At 36.9% G+C, this 16,461-nt stretch carries 12 protein-coding genes; 1 reads left to right on the top strand and 11 read right to left on the bottom strand.

Annotated elements, in window-relative coordinates:
• Nucleotides 1–1,093: 1,093 nt before the first annotated feature.
• Nucleotides 1,094–1,675 carry a Crp/Fnr family transcriptional regulator gene (locus DUT69_RS11815; RefSeq protein ID WP_113653418.1) on the bottom strand — a complete coding sequence of 194 codons (582 nt, stop codon included), beginning with the start codon at nt 1,673–1,675 and terminating at the stop codon, nt 1,094–1,096.
• 79 nt (nt 1,676–1,754) lie between these two features.
• A complete protein-coding gene (locus DUT69_RS11810) occupies nt 1,755–2,135 on the bottom strand; it encodes a hypothetical protein (RefSeq protein ID WP_113653417.1) in 381 nt (126 codons plus the stop codon).
• 239 nt (nt 2,136–2,374) lie between these two features.
• On the opposite strand from DUT69_RS11810, the gene DUT69_RS11805 reads away from it, so the two are divergent.
• Nucleotides 2,375–3,196, top strand: coding sequence for a LytTR family transcriptional regulator DNA-binding domain-containing protein (locus DUT69_RS11805; RefSeq protein ID WP_113653416.1), 822 nt, complete (start codon nt 2,375–2,377; stop codon nt 3,194–3,196).
• Between the two features lie 716 nt (nt 3,197–3,912).
• Here DUT69_RS11805 and DUT69_RS11795 read toward each other — a convergent pair.
• The 9 genes from DUT69_RS11795 to DUT69_RS11755 all read right to left on the bottom strand — a co-directional run bounded on the left by DUT69_RS11795 (nt 3,913) and on the right by DUT69_RS11755 (nt 15,688).
• A complete protein-coding gene (locus tag DUT69_RS11795) occupies nt 3,913–5,040 on the bottom strand; it encodes a TlpA family protein disulfide reductase (RefSeq protein WP_113653414.1) in 1,128 nt (375 codons plus the stop codon).
• A gap of 147 nt (nt 5,041–5,187) precedes the next feature.
• Nucleotides 5,188–5,394 (bottom strand): hypothetical protein, encoded by a 207-nt coding sequence (locus DUT69_RS11790; RefSeq protein ID WP_113653413.1) that lies wholly within the window; start codon nt 5,392–5,394, stop codon nt 5,188–5,190.
• 1,409 nt (nt 5,395–6,803) lie between these two features.
• A complete protein-coding gene (locus DUT69_RS11785) occupies nt 6,804–8,090 on the bottom strand; it encodes an HlyD family secretion protein (protein ID WP_113653412.1) in 1,287 nt (428 codons plus the stop codon).
• A gap of 11 nt (nt 8,091–8,101) precedes the next feature.
• Nucleotides 8,102–10,285, bottom strand: a complete 2,184-nt coding sequence (locus tag DUT69_RS11780; RefSeq protein WP_113653411.1) for a peptidase domain-containing ABC transporter — start codon at nt 10,283–10,285, stop codon at nt 8,102–8,104.
• A gap of 2 nt (nt 10,286–10,287) precedes the next feature.
• A complete protein-coding gene (locus DUT69_RS11775) occupies nt 10,288–11,115 on the bottom strand; it encodes a DUF6625 family protein (protein WP_162796298.1) in 828 nt (275 codons plus the stop codon).
• 6 nt (nt 11,116–11,121) lie between these two features.
• Entirely contained in the window at nt 11,122–11,976 is an 855-nt protein-coding gene (locus DUT69_RS11770) for a DUF6625 family protein (RefSeq protein ID WP_162796297.1), read from the bottom strand.
• Nucleotides 11,977–12,142: 166 nt separating this feature from the next.
• The gene (locus DUT69_RS11765; RefSeq protein WP_113653408.1) at nt 12,143–13,660 is read right to left on the bottom strand and encodes a TlpA family protein disulfide reductase; all 1,518 of its coding nucleotides are present in this window, start codon (nt 13,658–13,660) and stop codon (nt 12,143–12,145) included.
• A gap of 60 nt (nt 13,661–13,720) precedes the next feature.
• On the bottom strand, nt 13,721–13,948 hold the full coding sequence (locus DUT69_RS11760) for a hypothetical protein (RefSeq protein ID WP_113653407.1): 228 nt from the start codon (nt 13,946–13,948) through the stop codon (nt 13,721–13,723).
• A gap of 141 nt (nt 13,949–14,089) precedes the next feature.
• The gene (locus tag DUT69_RS11755; RefSeq protein WP_113653406.1) at nt 14,090–15,688 is read right to left on the bottom strand and encodes a thioredoxin domain-containing protein; all 1,599 of its coding nucleotides are present in this window, start codon (nt 15,686–15,688) and stop codon (nt 14,090–14,092) included.
• Nucleotides 15,689–16,461: the final 773 nt, after the last annotated feature.

The following is a 16,461-nucleotide window of genomic DNA, read 5'->3' as shown; positions in this document are numbered from 1 at the left end:
TCTTGCCTCGGCTTCCCGCCGCCGATTGGCTCCTTCTTTTGTCTTGATACAAAAGAAGCAAAAGATCAAGGCTGTCGTTTCCTATCTGCGGATCATACGCCAATTGTTCTACTCCACAAAATGAGCCGTTCAGCCGAAAAGGCTTTCACTTTTGCATTTTGCTGATTGTGCTTGAAAGGGATTATCTATGAAACAATTTGGCTATGCTCCTTGCTAGGAACCGAAGGCCGTATAAAAATGCAACACCAATAATTTTTGGACAGTGTAGTTGAAGTTGTTGATTGTTTTTTTAGCGGTTAATTCCATCGCTCAAATCTTGCCTCGGCTTCCCGCCGCCGATTGGCTCCTTCTTTTGTCTTGATACAAAAGAAGCAAAAGATCAAGGCTGTCGTTTCCTATCTGCGGATCATACGCCAATTGTTCTACTCCACAAAATGAGCCGTTCAGCCGAAAAGGCTTTCACTTTTGCATTTTGCTGATTGTGCTTGAAAGGGATTATCTATGAAACAATTTGGCTATGCTCCTTGCTAGGAACCGAAGGCCGTATAAAAATGCAACACCAATAATTTTTGGACAGTGTAGTTGAAGTTGTTGATTGTTTTTTTAGCGGTTAAGTCCATCGCTCCAGTCTTGCTCCTGGGGCGTTGCTAAAAGGTAGGTTTGTGATAGGGAAGAAAGAGGGAAATGTTTTTATTGGCTAAGCCTGCAAGCCGTTTTGCACTTCGATTTAGTAATTGCATAATCATTATTATTCCGCTCTTTGCCGCGTGGGCAACCGTTCTTTTGTCTTGATACAAAAGAAGGCAAAAAATCAAGAAAGAACGATGCTTCCCCGCTCAAGGCCTGCCCGTGGCTCGCCGTTCTTTCTGGCCTGCGCTCTTGGGGCAGAGCTGGTTGGGTGGTAAGAGCAAGGAGCAAGGAATAAAGAGCAAAGAACAAGGAACAAAGATTAAGGGGTTTGGGTGTTCAAAGTTCTCGGTTGTAAGTGCTAAGGGGAATAGAGAGTAAGGAATAAAGATTAAAGAAAGAAAATTTAGAGTTTGGGGCTAGAGTGGGAGAATACAGCGTTTGTTTTTGAAGTTGACAAGTTAGGCTATAGTATTCTGGATTGGCGGTAGCGGGCAAAGGTGGAGTAGCCCATATTTAGATAACTGGCGATTAGATCGGCAGTAGCTACTTGGATTAAGGTTGGATGAGTTTGCATAAAGTTTTTGAACCTTTCCGCGGGCTCAACTTTTAACAGATAGATGTATTCGAATAATTGCGTTGCTTCAAGTGCGAATAATAGGTTAATAATTTCGGCAATTTGGTGACTCTGTTGAGCAAGATTTGTAAGTTTTGCAAAACTTATAGCAAACAGCTTACATTCATTTAGCGCAACGATAGTGCTTGCTAAGGGGCTCTTGGTTATTAGACTGGGCAACAATATAACAGGTTGATTACTGAACCAAAAGCGATTTACATTTTTTTGCCCGGCATTGTCACTATAGCTAAGCAGATTACCAGATTCGATAACAAAAAGACTATTCGCAATCTTGCCCTCAGCAAAAAGTATTTCATTTCTACGGAAAGTTAGTGTTTCTGCAATTTCACTAATTTCCTCTAAAGCAGATAATGATACCTGATATAAAGGAAAATTTTCCGACAGTAAATCATGTAGGATTCTGGTTGGCATAAATAAAATTATTATTAGCGATTGGTGGCACCTCCAATCGCTATTAATTTAGATGTTATAGGGATGATTTAAAGCTAAGCTAGTAGGTAATCTCGATGTCGAGATTGCCTGATGCATGGTAGGGACCGCCATCAGGAATCATTTCTGCTTTGACTTTTGGTCTAATCAATTTTGCACCCCTCATTAGTGCATTAATCTTTGACTCTGGCTTGATCAATGTAATCGGCAAACGATTAACCATTGCAAACGAAGTTTGTGTTGACAGGAATGCGGTCATTTGAGGTTGTTGACCCTCGATGAATGCGATTTGACTCTCGGTTAAATCGAAGTTTTCGGACATCCAACTGTTAAAGTGATTTGCTACTGCATTAGCTACTACTTGCAGTTCTTGATCTGTAAGTGCATACAAATCTTTTTGCATGGCTTGGAAGCCAGCATCGGAAAAAGGATACTTTTTCATGATAAATGAAAATTAGGTTCAAGTTTGCCTTTCGGCTTTAATTGGTGCAAACATATTTTGTGCAGGCTGGAGGTGCAACGAAAATTCGGGCATTGAAACCCAATGATAGCGAGATTGAGCGTGAACGATACATTGACCCTATAAGTGCCTTATTTGATAAGAAGATTTATATGTTCTGCTCTGCAGATTAAATGGGCGAATTCATTTTTCGTTAATTTTATTTTTTAATAATTTAAATAATGCGTTTCTCAACAGTCTACAACTATTCCAAGCCGATTGGCTATCCTGGAGCATTTTTGCGTTATCCGCTTGCTCTTCTAGTGGCTCATTATCTGGTAGTTTATGGTGAACCAGAAAAATTTTATGAGTTTTTCTATATGCCTTATTATTACCCTGCTTTGCTTGTAAGTTTATTAATAACCATAATGGTTAGCGAGTTTATTTATTGGAGTACAAAAACTCTAGATCACTATTTTTCTTGGTTAGAGGATTACCCTTATAGAATCTCTTCGCAAATAATTATTGGGGTTGCTTTGCCCTTAGTGGTTGTATATTGGTATGCAAAATATTATTTCAGTGTAAATGGTGCGCAGGCTAATTTAGATGAATACTGGAGGTATGATTATAATCTTGTTGCCTGCTTTATAATTATGCTAAATTCTTACTATTTAATATTTTATATCATTCGGATTAAAGTTGAGCAGAGTAGGGAGCGTTTGCCAAACATTTTGAAAATTCCGTTAAGCTCTAGGGATAATGATTGGGCGATTATTTATGCCCAAAAGAAGTCTTGTGTAGTAATTGATTTTAGCGGGAAATCTGTATTTATGGAAGACTCATTAGAAAATACAATCAAAGGGCTTTCAACCGATAATTATTTTATGATTAACCGGTCTGACGTTATTCATTATTCATGTATTGAAGGATATTTTCCAAATACTTCGAGAACGCTTGAGTTAGCAGTGAATGAGTCGATTGCTAAGGGTAGGAAATTTATTGTTAGTCAGCGGAAGGCTGTGGCGTTTAAGCGATGGTATGTGGGTAGGGGCAAGGCTGAGTAATTTTGAGTATAGATTTTTTTTCTATTGAAAATCACTTTGTAAAACCTGAAGTTGGAAATAGTAAAACTATATAAAGATGAAGTGGCGAATGATGAGTTTTGATCTTCTCACTATTGAGAAGATGATACCTTTCTGGGATAATTGGAATTATTTGTCTAAACATAAAATATAGTTTACTATATTTACATCGAGAGCGTTAATTTGATTATGGGAGCCGTCTGCAAAGATAGCTCCCGTTTTCTTTTTAGGCATTGTTAGTTTGAGGCTCAGGAAATTATCTAACTGCTTTTGATTGGTGATTTTCCACAGAGGTTTCTCAAAATTCTAAGTTCTAGGGATTTCATCTAGTTACTAATCTAGTTAAGCGTTGGCACAGTAACTTGTTCGTTGGTCTGAATTAGGACATTGGACGGTTTTGCAAATAGGTCCGTAACTTGAATTAGTGCAATCCGAGTTACTGTTGCATTCTGGAGTTGCGCATTGATCAACAGTTGGCACAACGCCACCCAATACTTTTTTCATTTCTGCTTTGCTTAATAAATTTAATTTTTTCATGATTTTAATTTTATAAATTGGGTTAAAGTTTTGTAATCCAGGCATTGCAGAATTATTTAAGCGGTATGTTTATTTAACTACATACTCGTTATTGAGGAGTATATTGTTAAGATACAATCAATATAGTTCAATTTCATTAGGATAAACTTTATCTTATGGAGTTATTGTAATTTATTTTTCAAAAAATTATTCAGTTGTTTATTATCAAGATTTTTCGCAACTATTTTTCCCTCAGTATCTAACAGGTAATTTGATGGTATAGCGGTTAATAAATAGCAATCAAAAACCGTTTTCGCATCTGCTCTAAAGTTTTGCCAAGATAAATTATCAGTTCTTATGGCTTCACGCCAACTATTTTCATCACGATCAATAGAAATGCTTATAATATTTAGTCCTTTCTTATTGTATGTTATGTAAGTATTTACTAAATCTGGATTCTCTTTTCTACACGGTAGGCACCAGCTTGCCCAAAAATCAACTAGCAGGTATTTGTCACTAGCTTTTAGTTCAAGAGGGATGTGTCTTGATACTGTATCTATAACTTTAATACTGGGTAACTGTTGGCCTAAAGTCAATTTATTACTCCAGTAAGTGAGCAGTTTTCCCCAACTATTTTGCTTTTTTTCAAGGGGGATTTGTTCTAGTAGGGCTAGTATTGAGCTGTCAGGAATAGACCCCATTAGGCCGTATAGGTAATCTGCGTTATTCCACGAATTTGGATTTTCTTTTAAGTTCTGAACAGTTAGTTGAAGTTTTATATTGTTGCTTAACGCTAGTGCCTTCTCATACCTAGCATATTTAGTCGCTAAGATTGCAGAATCAGGATTTTTGCTTTTTTCATAATCATCCTTATCTGCCCTATACTGCCTTGCTAGGTTAAAGTCTAAGTTACTAGCAAGGGCAGTTGAGAAATCTTTCATTTCTCGGTAGCTTTGGTTTTCTTTCACAGATATATTTTTGAATAAAGTATCTCCAATTGAAATATTTGCAATTCCCGGCCCTAGCGTCAAGAATAGTCTTTTTTGATTGATATCGAAGAAGTAATTTTCAGCTCCATTTACTTCTAGTGAAATTATAAATGTATTTTCGGTTATGTAGGCAACGCCAAGAGTTTTAGGGGCCTCCTTTGCCATTATAACTCCATAGCTTACTTGCTTTGAAGATATAGGAAATGAGAGTTTCGCATTGATTGTTAACTTTTGTTGCGAAAAGGAACAAACTGGGAAAATATAGAAAGCTAATAGCGCAATTAGTTTGGTAAATTTGAGATGATATTTTCCGTAATCCATAAGTAGTTTTTTGAGCTAATTAAGTCTATTGCCATTAGTAGGTAAAGGTTGTTTGCAGGTTAAGCAAACTAGCAAAATATAAAATTTAGAAATATTAATCACATGCATTAACAAGTTGGAGTATATCTCCAACTTGTTAATATATTTTTAAACTGCTGAAGGTGTGTAGCAATAATTTGCAGCATCACCTGTAGAAAGACATTCTGTTATTTTACAGGTTTTACCATACTTTGAATCCGAACAGTCATTGTTGTTGCTACATTCACTTGGGGGACAGCCGTCGCCACCTACTGGTACTCCACCACCCAATACTTTTTTCATTTCAGCTTTGCTTAATAAATTTACTTTTTTCATGGTTTAAAATTTGATTTTTTTGTTTAGATTTTTTTCATCTTTCACGCAGGATGAATTAAGCGCCATTTATTTTGTAACGTTATGATCGTTAGCGGGTTATTTCGTTTGCAACCGTGTGCCCGTTTTTGTAATTACTGATGTAAGTTAAAATACTATAGAATTAAAAGCAAATTGGAAGTACCAACTGGAAAGTAACGAGGATGAAGTCGGGGGTAACGAGGACTAACGTGTTTTTTATTATCTATTTTTATTTAAGGTATGGTGGGCACCTTCAAAACACACTGTTGCTATGTTCTCGTAAACGGCGCCCTTGGCAAGCTCAGTTATTACATAACTTGCTTAGAATTAAACTTTTTGAGGAGCCACTCGGGGGCTGTCAACCGAGGCAAGGTGGCCTGGGGCCTAATGTTGACATTTATCGCATTACGATTCCCAGTCAAGCTGGGAATGACGTAGCTTGAAAGGCAAATCCCTCGGAACTCGGGATGACAAAGTCCGAATAAACGGATGACGGAGTGTAGGATAGAATAGCAAAATATATTGCAACACCCCGACGCTTTGGCAAACTCTTCCGTTCGCAATGACGGGAAAATGAGTGATGGGCAGTAAAATTTAGGCCGTGGCGGTGAACAGGCAAGGCGGCGTGGGGGCCTAATGTTGACATTTATCGCATTACGATTCCCAGTCAAGCTGGGAATGACGTAGCTTGAAACGCAGATCCCTCGAAACTCGGGATGAAAAAGTCTGAAGAAGGTGTGTGGATGGAATTACTGAAGAGATTGCTTCGGCTCGCTCAAACCTAGGCCTCGCAATGACGTGGTTTCGTTAGAATGTTGCTGAGCACGAAAGTACGGCCTAATAAGTATGGGTTAAGCATTGGCAGAAGCACTGTTTCGGCGTTCTACTAAACCCCGCCCTTGGCCAGTTCGTTTAAACAGAACTAGCCAACGCACAAACTTTAAAAGAGCTGGGCACAGGTGGCAGTTTTATTCGCACCTAGCTTATTGTTTTTAAATGTGCTTATGAGCTCGGCAAAGCCTCGGTTTGTTTCTTTTGTCTGTACAAAAGAAGGAGCCCCTCAACGGCGGTGAGTTGAGGCAAGGTGGCGTGGGGGCATAATGTTGACATTTATCGCATTACGATTCTTAGTCAAGCTGGGCATGACGTAGCTTGAAAGGCAGATCCCTCGAACTCGGGATGACAAAGTCCGAAAAAGGGGTGATGGAATAACTTAAGAGATTGCTTCGGCTTGCTCAACCCTAGGCCTCGCAATGACGTGATAATGAAAGGAAAGCGTGGAAGACGCGTCCTTTGCTCTGCTCGCTTGCCTACCTTAGGCATGGGGATGAGAAGACGACCGGCAAAAAACTAATATATAAATATTAGACTGCAACATCTCCTTTCTGTCGTTAATTGTTATTAAGCATTTTGGTGATGTTATAAACCAGCCGTTGCAACAGGGAACTTTCTCTGGTAATGATCTCCGCATCACCTATCATTCCATTTTTAAGGGTTATAGGTGTGGAATTGTTTTTATTTTCAAATTTGCCAAAATCAATCTTCGCTATAAACACACTGTCTTTTAGGGCAACATCGGTAATGAAGCTTACTTTACCATTTATGGCGCCAAACTCTTCGAAGGGAAAACTTCGCATTTTGATTAGCGTTTTTTGGCCAACACTTACCTTTCCCATGTTGTATTGGGGTATAGCAACTTCTCCAAAAAAATTGGTATTGCCCGGGTTAACGATAAACAGTTCCTGATTTAAGGCTACGTTTTGGTTCTCCTGCAGAATGCCGGCATATCCCACTCTACCAGAAAAGGGTGCAGACACTATGTAATTCCGTATCCATTCTTTTGTATCATTTAACATGCTATTTAAAGATTGTGAAAACTTGGCTTGCTGTTCTCGTATAGTATTATCGAGTGTAGCAATTTCCTTTTCTTTAGACAAGTAACTAGTATTGTTATTTAGCAAAGCAGTAGTGCTTTGTTGCAATGGATATTTACTTGATAGATACTTGTTTTCCTGTTGTTTGAATTCATTATTGGAGATTACATTTTTGCTTTTTAGGCTTTGGTAGGCACGGTATTCTTCTTCGGCATTAGCATATTCCTGTTGTTGAATTTTCTGTTGCTGATGAATCTGGCTTTGCAGTTTTTTTATCTCTGCCAAATCTCTTTGTAGGAAGGCTTTTTGGGTATGGTAAAAGCCATTATTTTGCGTGTTCAGAAATGCAATATATTCTTGGTGAAAGGATTGGTAGCTTCCCTGAAGTTCGCCCAGATTTAAATCATTCGTGGCAAGATCTTTCGCCACTATGGAAGTGCCACTGATAAGCTTTTTGTTCAATGCCTTCAATCGCTCTAAAAATAATATAACATCGTTATGGTCTGCCGTACTCTCGATGAATGCCAGGGGCTGGCTTACTTCAACCTGGGAATTTTCTTTAACCAATATTTTAATGAGCTTACCAGTTTGATGGGCCAACACAGTTTTGGGTGCATTTAATGAGTTTATCTTCACTGTGGCTTTAACCACGTCCGGATAGCGGATAAAGGACGATAGCAAAAGGATGCCTAGCAATATGGCAAATATTAAGGCAATACCCCAGCGAAGTATCCATGCAGGTACGGATGTAATGATATCCTTTATTTCTTCGCTATTATTTTGATTATCTATACGTGATGGCATATCGCTTTAAGCTAAGTTCCTAATTCGAGTTGGTTTTTTACTAAATGATAATATTCGCCTCTCTGCTGTGTCAATTGTTGATGGTTCCCTTGTTCGATAATTAGACCTTTATCTAATACGATAATATTGTCTGCATTTTTAACAGTGCTTAAGCGATGGGCCACTACCACTACCGTTTTTCCCTTAAAGAAATCTTCCAGGTTCTGCATAATGATGCTTTCATTTTTGGCATCCAAGGCATTTGTAGCTTCATCGAAGAAGATATAGGTAGGGTCTTTATAAACTGCACGTGCAATTAAGATTCTTTGCTTTTGGCCTTGGCTAATGCCATTACCTTCTGCACCAATTTTGGTATTCAAGCCTAAAGGTAAGCTGTCAATTAAATCATCAATGTTGGCCATTTTTATGGCATGCTGCAACTTTAGGGTATCAGGATACTCATCTGCTACCGCGATGTTTTTGGCGATGGTATCGGAGAAGATAAATCCATCCTGCATCACAATACCGCATTTACCTCTCCAATGTTTATAGCTAATCTGATCTATTGATGTTGCACCAACTTTAATATCACCTTTTTGAGGGATGTAAAAACGCAGCAATAATTTTAGAATAGTGGTTTTTCCACTTCCACTCATACCTACAATAGCGGTTGTTTTACCTTCTGGGATATGGATATCGATATTTTTGAGAACAGGCTCATTACCGGCCCCGGGATAGGTAAAACTTAAATTATTAATGCTGATGCTTTTATTGTTAGGCAATTCGTTTAGAAAAGTTCTATCCGTCGGTTCTTCATCATCCATTTGGTGGATTTCGTTCAAACGCTCCAAACTAATTTTCGCATCTTGAGATTGTTGTATAAATCCTAATAATTGTTCAACCGGACTGTTTACCTGGCCAACAATATATTGGATGGCCATCATCCCGCCTAAAGTTAACTGCCCGTCTATAACTGCTTTTGCTACCAAAAAAGTAATTAATATATTTTTCCCTTCATTAATAAAAAATGTGCCCGCTTGCTGTATTTGGCCTAATGAAAGGCTTCTTACGCTAAACTTAAAAAGGCCAGCCTGCAAGTGTTCCCACTCCCAGCGCTTTTGCTGTTCGCAGTTATTTAGTTTGATTTCCTGCATGCCACCAATTAGCTGTACAATACTGCTTTGGTTTTTTGAGGAAAGGTCAAAGCGTTTATGATCAAGTGTTCTTCTTTTTTTGAGGAATGCGATAACCCAAAGGGTGTACAGCACGCTACTGACCAAGAAGATAAAGAAGATGTTGATGTTGTAATAAGCGAGTACACCAGTAAAAATTACGAGATTGAACAGTGAAAAAATGGTGCTGAGTGTAGAGCCAGTCAAGAAACTCTCTATTCTTTTTTGGTCGTTCATCCTTTGCATAATATCACCCGTCATCTTGGTGTCGAAAAAGCTCATGGGCAATTTCATCAGTTTGATGAGGAAATCGGTAAGTATGGAAATATTAATTCTTGTACTTATGTGCAATAGGATCCAAGAACGGATAAAATCTACACTTATTCTGCCCAAAAACAGCATGGTCTGGGCAATGAGTATGATGTAAATAAAATTTAGGTTACGGGTATTGATGCCAATGTCTACTACAGATTGGGTAAGAAATGGAACTATAAGTTGTAATAAGCTACCTACACCCAAGCCCACAAATAATTGGATTACCAATTGTTTATATTGAAATAGATAGCGCAATAGGTAGCTCCAATTTAGCCCGTTTTCTTTATCACCTTCCTGAGCATATAATTCTGGCGTGGGAGAGAGTATCAACGCAATACCTTGGCTATGTCCATTGTTGTGTACGCTAAGCCATTTTTGAAGAAACTCTGCTTCCTTGTATTCAATTAAACCTTTGCTAGGGTCGGCTAGGTAATAAGTTGATCTTTTAACTTTGTATAGAATAACGAAGTGATTCTGGTTCCAGTGCAAAATGGCTGGCAAGTCAAGCTCTTGCAATTGTGTTAGGGTAACTTTGGTACCCATGGTTCTAAAGCCAATTTTTTCTGCAGCTTCGCTAATGCCCAATAGAGAGACACCTTCTTTATTAATGCCACTAATATCCCTTAAGCGTTGTAAACTAAAGTTTTTACCATAATGTTTGGCCACCATGCGCAGGCAGGTTGGGCCACAGTCCATACCATCGAGTTGTTTAAAATATGAAAACTTCATAATTAGTATATTCTAGTGGTACTTATGCGAAATTTTTCTGTGTCTTGTTTTAGATTTTTATGCTCGAAGCCATTTTTTTTGAACATGATTAAATGGTAGAGAAGGATCTCAAATTTATCTTTGTAATATAAGTGCCCTTTTTCCCAAGTAAGATGACCAGCAAGTCCTTCCACGACAAGAAAATCAAAATAAGGCTTCAATAAACCTTGATTCTCCAACCTTTTAACCACATGCATCATACTATCTATTTCGCAGATTATTAATGGAATAGGTACGTTATTTGTGAATTCTTTATGAGTAAAATTAGTTTCATCAAAACAAAAATGTCTATCTGAAGTAAATACCTTTTCGTAATCTTTACTATATCTGAACAAATTTCTTGTAAAATCATTGTTTTTAAAGAGCTGAAAATATCCTGTCAAAAAATCATGTCTAACACTTATTACATCATGATTATCGAGGAGGTCATCTGTTATGAAGCTTCTTATATTACCGAAAATAATGTCTAAATCTCCGTATCCCCAGAAATCGTATCGTTCGATGAGGTCTTCGAAAATTAAGCCATAAGCTGGCTTGAAATCGCAAAGTTTATAAGGAAAACTTAAGCTTATCCTCATTCCTATTTTTTTTTCGGCAGTGTTGCAAATTTCTTCTAGCGTTTTATTGATAATTTTTACATTGGCCGGTAATTCATATTTTTTTTGATTATCACATATTAAATAAAAATCCACATCAAGGTTATATCCGCATGTATAAAAAAAATATTTTGTGTACCAAGGAAGTTCTCCCATGTAACAGATTAAAATAGCAATTCTATTTCTAGGTTTCATATACAGTTAATTTTGCTGCTGTGATTCGAGCCTTGTGAAATTATATTCATTAATGTGAAAGGAATTAGGAATTATTTCCCAGTTTGGTATCTCAAGTTTTTCGTGGGTTTTGAACCAATTTAAGTGATAGAGTAAAACTTCATATTTGGAATCGTAAATGAGTTTCCCTTGATGATATAAAAGGTTACCTGGCGTAAATTCTACAACAAATAGATCAAAATGTGTTTTAATAACAAGTTCATGTGCTTGCTGGTGAATGACGTGTGTCATGCTACATATTTTTGTAGGCAAGCGGGATAATTCCTTTCCATCGATTAACTCGAAGCACAGTTCTGCACACTCATCGAACCCACAGTATGCATATTGCTGAAAAACATATTGCCAATCTGGGCTATTTAGGAATAAGCTATTAATAGAGGAATCATTTCGAAACAAGGCAAAGAAACCTGTTAAATATTCAGGACGAACACTTATTATATCAAATCGACCCAATAAATCTTCATCTATAAAATCTCTGATTTTACCATATATTACATCAATATCCGAATAACCCCAGAAGTCATATTCTATAATAAGATCTTTAAATATTAAGCCATATGCAGGCTTAAAATCACAAAGCTTGTAGGGGTAATTTAAGTTAACTTTAAATACCAATTTTTCTTCTGCAGCATCGCGAATTTCACTTAAGGATCTGTAGACGATTTTTACTTTAGCTGGTAATTCATGTTGTTTTTGTTGATCACATATCAAATAAACATCCACATCAAGATTGTGGTTGCATGTTAAAAAAAAGAAATCGCTATACCAAGGTAGCTCCCCCATATAACAAATTAGGATAGCAATGCTATTTTTAGGTTTCATCTATAGTTTTGTTTCTCCAACGACATTTGAGTTTTGCTTGATGCGAAACTGAATTCGTAATATGATAAAAGTTGCTTATTATTTTGGTGCTTAAAGCTCTAATTAATTTATATGGTTTTGCCTTCAAGTGGTTTAGGTCATTAATTTTCTGCAGTTATTAGCTGATTTATAACAGCTCATTTATCATTTTTTTAACTTTATTATTCTCGGGAAAGGCAGTAAATTTATTAATGAGCACACCTTGTTTATTAAATAATAAATAGGAGGGGATGGCTTCGAAGCCAAAATTGTTCATGGTAAATTCCCACTGAGAGTCGTTTAGGTAATAATGTTCACTTCCTATTCCCTTAATTTTTTCTTTCCATAACTTTAGAGGGGACGACCCGTTTGTTAAATACACAAATACAACATCCTTATCCCTAAATTCATTCTTCGTACTTCTAAATCGCTGTATTGCATCCAGACAAGGAACACACCAGGTGGCCCAAAAGTCAAATAAAATAACTTTGTTCTTGTATTTAGATATAATTGTTTCGATTATCTTATCGCTTGGAACGGATGGGATTTCATTTAGAACAGCTGGTGATTTTATTTTATCTAATTCAACAACCTTATCGTTTTTTCTGAACAGTATTTTCGTAATTTCTCCTTTACCCCAATAATTTAAAATATTCTCTTTCTGCTTTTTCGTTAATGGCCTTACTTCTTCGTTAAGTTGCCTAGCATAGGCGTTAGCTATTAAAATATCGTAGTATGGACCATCGTTAAACCCAACTAAATCTGATAGGATAACTTTCACATTTGCTAACCATGTACTGATATCGTTTTCCCCAATCTCCTGAATACCTAAAGTTTCATTTTGGAGAATTCTTTTTTGAAATTCCAGAAATTCAAAACAATGCAAATATTCTATATCATTAAGATTAAAATCTCTCAAAAAATGATAATAGTTTCTATCAATTTTTTGGATATCAGGCTGTTTGTTTTTATCACCACTTGTATTGCGATAATTAATTATCATCTCTCCTTCGTAATCAAAGACATGTACATTGTAAAGAATTAAACGATAATCTTTAGATAGAATTTCCTTTAATCCTTTTGATATCAATGTATCATTTTTTACAATCTCTAATCTTTCGTTTAACGCAGTTTTAGCAAAACTCAAAAAATATTCTGTGCTTTTATTATACATGGGTTGCGGTGCTCTGTTCGGTCTAAACCCGATCATTTTATCCCTAATCTCAAAGCCTCTAATCATATCGTTTTGATTCATTGCGGGCATAATGTCAATATTTCTGATGTCATCATCAGGGTTATAGGTAATATTGATAGTGGTAACGGCTCCACTTGTTAACTTAACAAGAAGATATTTCTCAGGCTTTAAACTTGTATTTAATGCGACTAACGAAATATTTGTTTCTACATCAATATTAATAGAAAACTTCCCAAATTGATCAACAGCCACTTTACTTTTAACATACTCCCCGGAGATTGGGTGTGGAACAGTAATGTTTATAAAGACGCTATCTTTGGTTTTTTCATTAGCCCTTATTATACTTCCAGTTATTCTAGCTGTACCTGCTTTTATTGAGGGATTGTTAAACATAGCACCAGACCCTTTAGATGGTAACAAGAACAACAGGAGAGAGAGGCAAAAAAGATTTAATTGAGATATTTTATACATAAATACTTTATTCTAATCTAGCAGATGTTTCAGGAACATCTGCTAGATAAATTGATTACATTATATAAGCGTTGAACAATACAATTCAGAAGCCATATGTGCGTCACATTTTCCCTCTACCGGAATGCCTTGATAATCAAAAAAACATTTGTCATATCTTGATTTATTTTTACAAGCTGCTACCTTAGGTGAATCACCATATTCATCACCACTGCCCGCCATAATCTTTTTCATCTCACTTCTTGTCAATTTTTGCATTGAAGCCAAGTTCATTTTTTCTAATTCCATTTTCGTAAATTTGAATCGTATTTAAGATTTTGTAATTCAGTCACGCCTGGATTACTTAAGCGTCATGTATTTTTGATAACTGCATGAACGTTATTGGGGTAGTTTCGTTGCAACCGTGCTACCCCTTTTTGTACAAAATTTTTAGGTTAAAAGGAATTTGATATCCTCTAAAAGATAAGGACTTGGTAGCTTGTAGCCATTTATTAAAATTGTAGGTGTGACAGTGATGTCGGCTAACTGGCACCATTCTTTTTGTTTTTCTGTAACGGTTTTCATTTCTCCGTTAAAGGTTACAGGATATTTTTCGGCCCAGGTTGCGTACTTTTTGCTTCCTTGTTTATACCAGTCGTTTAGCGCAGTTTCTAAAAGTTTAGTATCGTTGAGTAAACTAAGTGCAGTGGCGTGACGTGATACCTTTGTTTTTTCATCATCATCATGATCTGCTGTAGAAAAGATGATTTTTACTTTAAGGTCATCCCTTTTACTAAGCCATTGATCTAGGGTTTCATGGGCTTTAGCACAGGGGCCACAAAAAGGATTGCTCACCATAGTAATCGTTGTTTCGGCAGCTTGATTACCTAAAGTGATAGGCATGAGGTCGTCTGGTACTGCAAATTTTGGCTGATTAGTTAATGCTTGTTGAAATAAGTCGCTGTTGTACTTGAATTTTTTTAATTGTTGTTTAAGTGGTTGTAACTGCGCAGCTTTTAATAAGGATGGTTTAAGCGAAGACCAAATTGCTACAGGTACTAGAAATGCAATAGTTATTGAACTAAATAGAGGTATGCTAAATGTCGTTTGATCAATTGTCTTGAAGCTGTTATTCAAAATCAAGTTTATCGCAAACTCCAACACCAATAAAACCTGAACTGTACAACAGAGGATGCACCAATTCTTATTTTTAGCTTGATAACTTACAGAATAGATGGTATAGGGTAGGGCTAAGATATTAATTATGGCAATGAACGGCAATGTGGCTGGGTTGATTAATAAACTCAATGTTGATCCAGCGAAATAAAAAAATCCAACCTCACTCCAGCTAAGCCAACTATTAACTTTTGCAGCATCTGATTTAAGGATTGCGTTGCAGTCGTTTTTATTGCCCAAACTACATAAATTTTGAATCAGCGGATTGTTTGCGTTGATACTGTGAATAAGCAATAATATGCTAACACTTACACCAATTATTTTAGTTAAGATTAGCAAAGTATAGCCGATGTTTGAGGATGTACTAATTAATACAAATAATAAGCATGTGAAGCCAACAGCAATCAATAATGGTATTCTAATTTTATCAAAGAAATCTCTTACACTATTGTCTTTATAGTTTTTATCTCCGCTTTTTTCTGTAGTGGAAGCATGTAAGGCGATACCGCTCCAAAAGTCTAAGAAATCTTTCTCCGTTATGCTTTGATTAGTACCTTTATGGTCAGAATAATTAACACTGCCGTTTACAATCCTATTCACTAGCATAAATTGACCGCCATTTCCATTGCCATGTGCGATAAAGGGAAAAAATAGATCGTCAGGATTATACTCGTTTTTTTCTATTTTATAGGCTTGGTTTTCAATTTCCCAATCTGTTAAAATGTCGCTAATTGCGAGCAAGCTAGGGTAAGAGGGATGATCTTGAAGACCTTGTTCTCGGGAACTTTTACTTATTTTTACATTTAATGCGTTCAAGAGATGCTTTAATACGGCATCGATATTATTTTGCTTAGGTTGTAGCAAGTTGATCATAGCGTTAAAATTTAATGTAAGTTTAAATACCTAGTTTTTTGAAAGCAAATCGGAAGTACCAATTCTAAGGTAATGAGGACGAAGTAGGGGGTAACGAGGACTAACGTGTTTTTTATTATCTATTTTTATTTAAGGTATGGTGGGCACCTTCAAAACACACTGTTGCTATGTTCTCGTAAACGGCGCCCTTGGCAAGCTCAGTTATTACATGACTAGCTTAGGATTAAAGTTTTTGAGGAGCCACTCGGGGCCATGGAATGAGGCAATGCGGCGTGGGGTCCGAATGTTGGCATTTATCGCATTACGATTCCCAGTCAAGCTGGGCATGACGTAGCTTGAAAGGCAGATCCCTCGAAACTCGGGATGACAAAGTCTGACAAAGTCTGAAAAAGTCTGAAAAAGGTGTGTGATGGAATTATTGAAAAGATTGCTTCGGCTCGCTCAACCCTAGGCTTCGCAATGACGTGGTTGCGTTAGAATGTTGCTAAGCACGAAAGGACGGCCTAGCATATCACCGTAGCAGAAAGCCACAAACAGCATTGCTGTACCTACAGGGTTAGTACAAACGAGTAAGAAAGCAACGTGTGCGGAAGGTTGGGGTGTAGCAACGTCTTTTTCTTACGCAATAAAGCTGTTGTTAGCTTTATGCAAGGGGATTATGCCAGCCTTGAATTTTTGTTTCTTTTGGTTCAAGCCAAAAGAAAGAGCTACTCGGTGGCGGTGAGTTGAGGCAAGGTAGTGAGAGGGAAGTGTTAGCATAATAGGCAGATCCC

Source organism: Pedobacter namyangjuensis (assembly GCF_003313325.1).
GTDB lineage: Bacteria > Bacteroidota > Bacteroidia > Sphingobacteriales > Sphingobacteriaceae > Pedobacter > Pedobacter namyangjuensis.
The sequence above is the reverse complement of the archived record's forward strand: the minus strand, read 5'-3'. Positions and strand labels throughout refer to the sequence as shown.

What these genes read in the sequence shown, in the direction of transcription:
- DUT69_RS11815 (WP_113653418.1), bottom strand. Translation starts at nt 1,675, where the DNA reads ATGCCAACCAGAATCCTACATGATTTACTGTCGGAAAATTTTCCTTTA.
- DUT69_RS11810 (WP_113653417.1), bottom strand. Translation starts at nt 2,135, where the DNA reads ATGAAAAAGTATCCTTTTTCCGATGCTGGCTTCCAAGCCATGCAAAAA.
- DUT69_RS11805 (WP_113653416.1), top strand. Translation starts at nt 2,375, where the DNA reads ATGCGTTTCTCAACAGTCTACAACTATTCCAAGCCGATTGGCTATCCT.
- DUT69_RS11795 (WP_113653414.1), bottom strand. Translation starts at nt 5,040, where the DNA reads ATGGATTACGGAAAATATCATCTCAAATTTACCAAACTAATTGCGCTA.
- DUT69_RS11790 (WP_113653413.1), bottom strand. Translation starts at nt 5,394, where the DNA reads ATGAAAAAAGTAAATTTATTAAGCAAAGCTGAAATGAAAAAAGTATTG.
- DUT69_RS11785 (WP_113653412.1), bottom strand. Translation starts at nt 8,090, where the DNA reads ATGCCATCACGTATAGATAATCAAAATAATAGCGAAGAAATAAAGGAT.
- DUT69_RS11780 (WP_113653411.1), bottom strand. Translation starts at nt 10,285, where the DNA reads ATGAAGTTTTCATATTTTAAACAACTCGATGGTATGGACTGTGGCCCA.
- DUT69_RS11775 (WP_162796298.1), bottom strand. Translation starts at nt 11,115, where the DNA reads ATGAAACCTAGAAATAGAATTGCTATTTTAATCTGTTACATGGGAGAA.
- DUT69_RS11770 (WP_162796297.1), bottom strand. Translation starts at nt 11,976, where the DNA reads ATGAAACCTAAAAATAGCATTGCTATCCTAATTTGTTATATGGGGGAG.
- DUT69_RS11765 (WP_113653408.1), bottom strand. Translation starts at nt 13,660, where the DNA reads ATGTATAAAATATCTCAATTAAATCTTTTTTGCCTCTCTCTCCTGTTG.
- DUT69_RS11760 (WP_113653407.1), bottom strand. Translation starts at nt 13,948, where the DNA reads ATGGAATTAGAAAAAATGAACTTGGCTTCAATGCAAAAATTGACAAGA.
- DUT69_RS11755 (WP_113653406.1), bottom strand. Translation starts at nt 15,688, where the DNA reads ATGATCAACTTGCTACAACCTAAGCAAAATAATATCGATGCCGTATTA.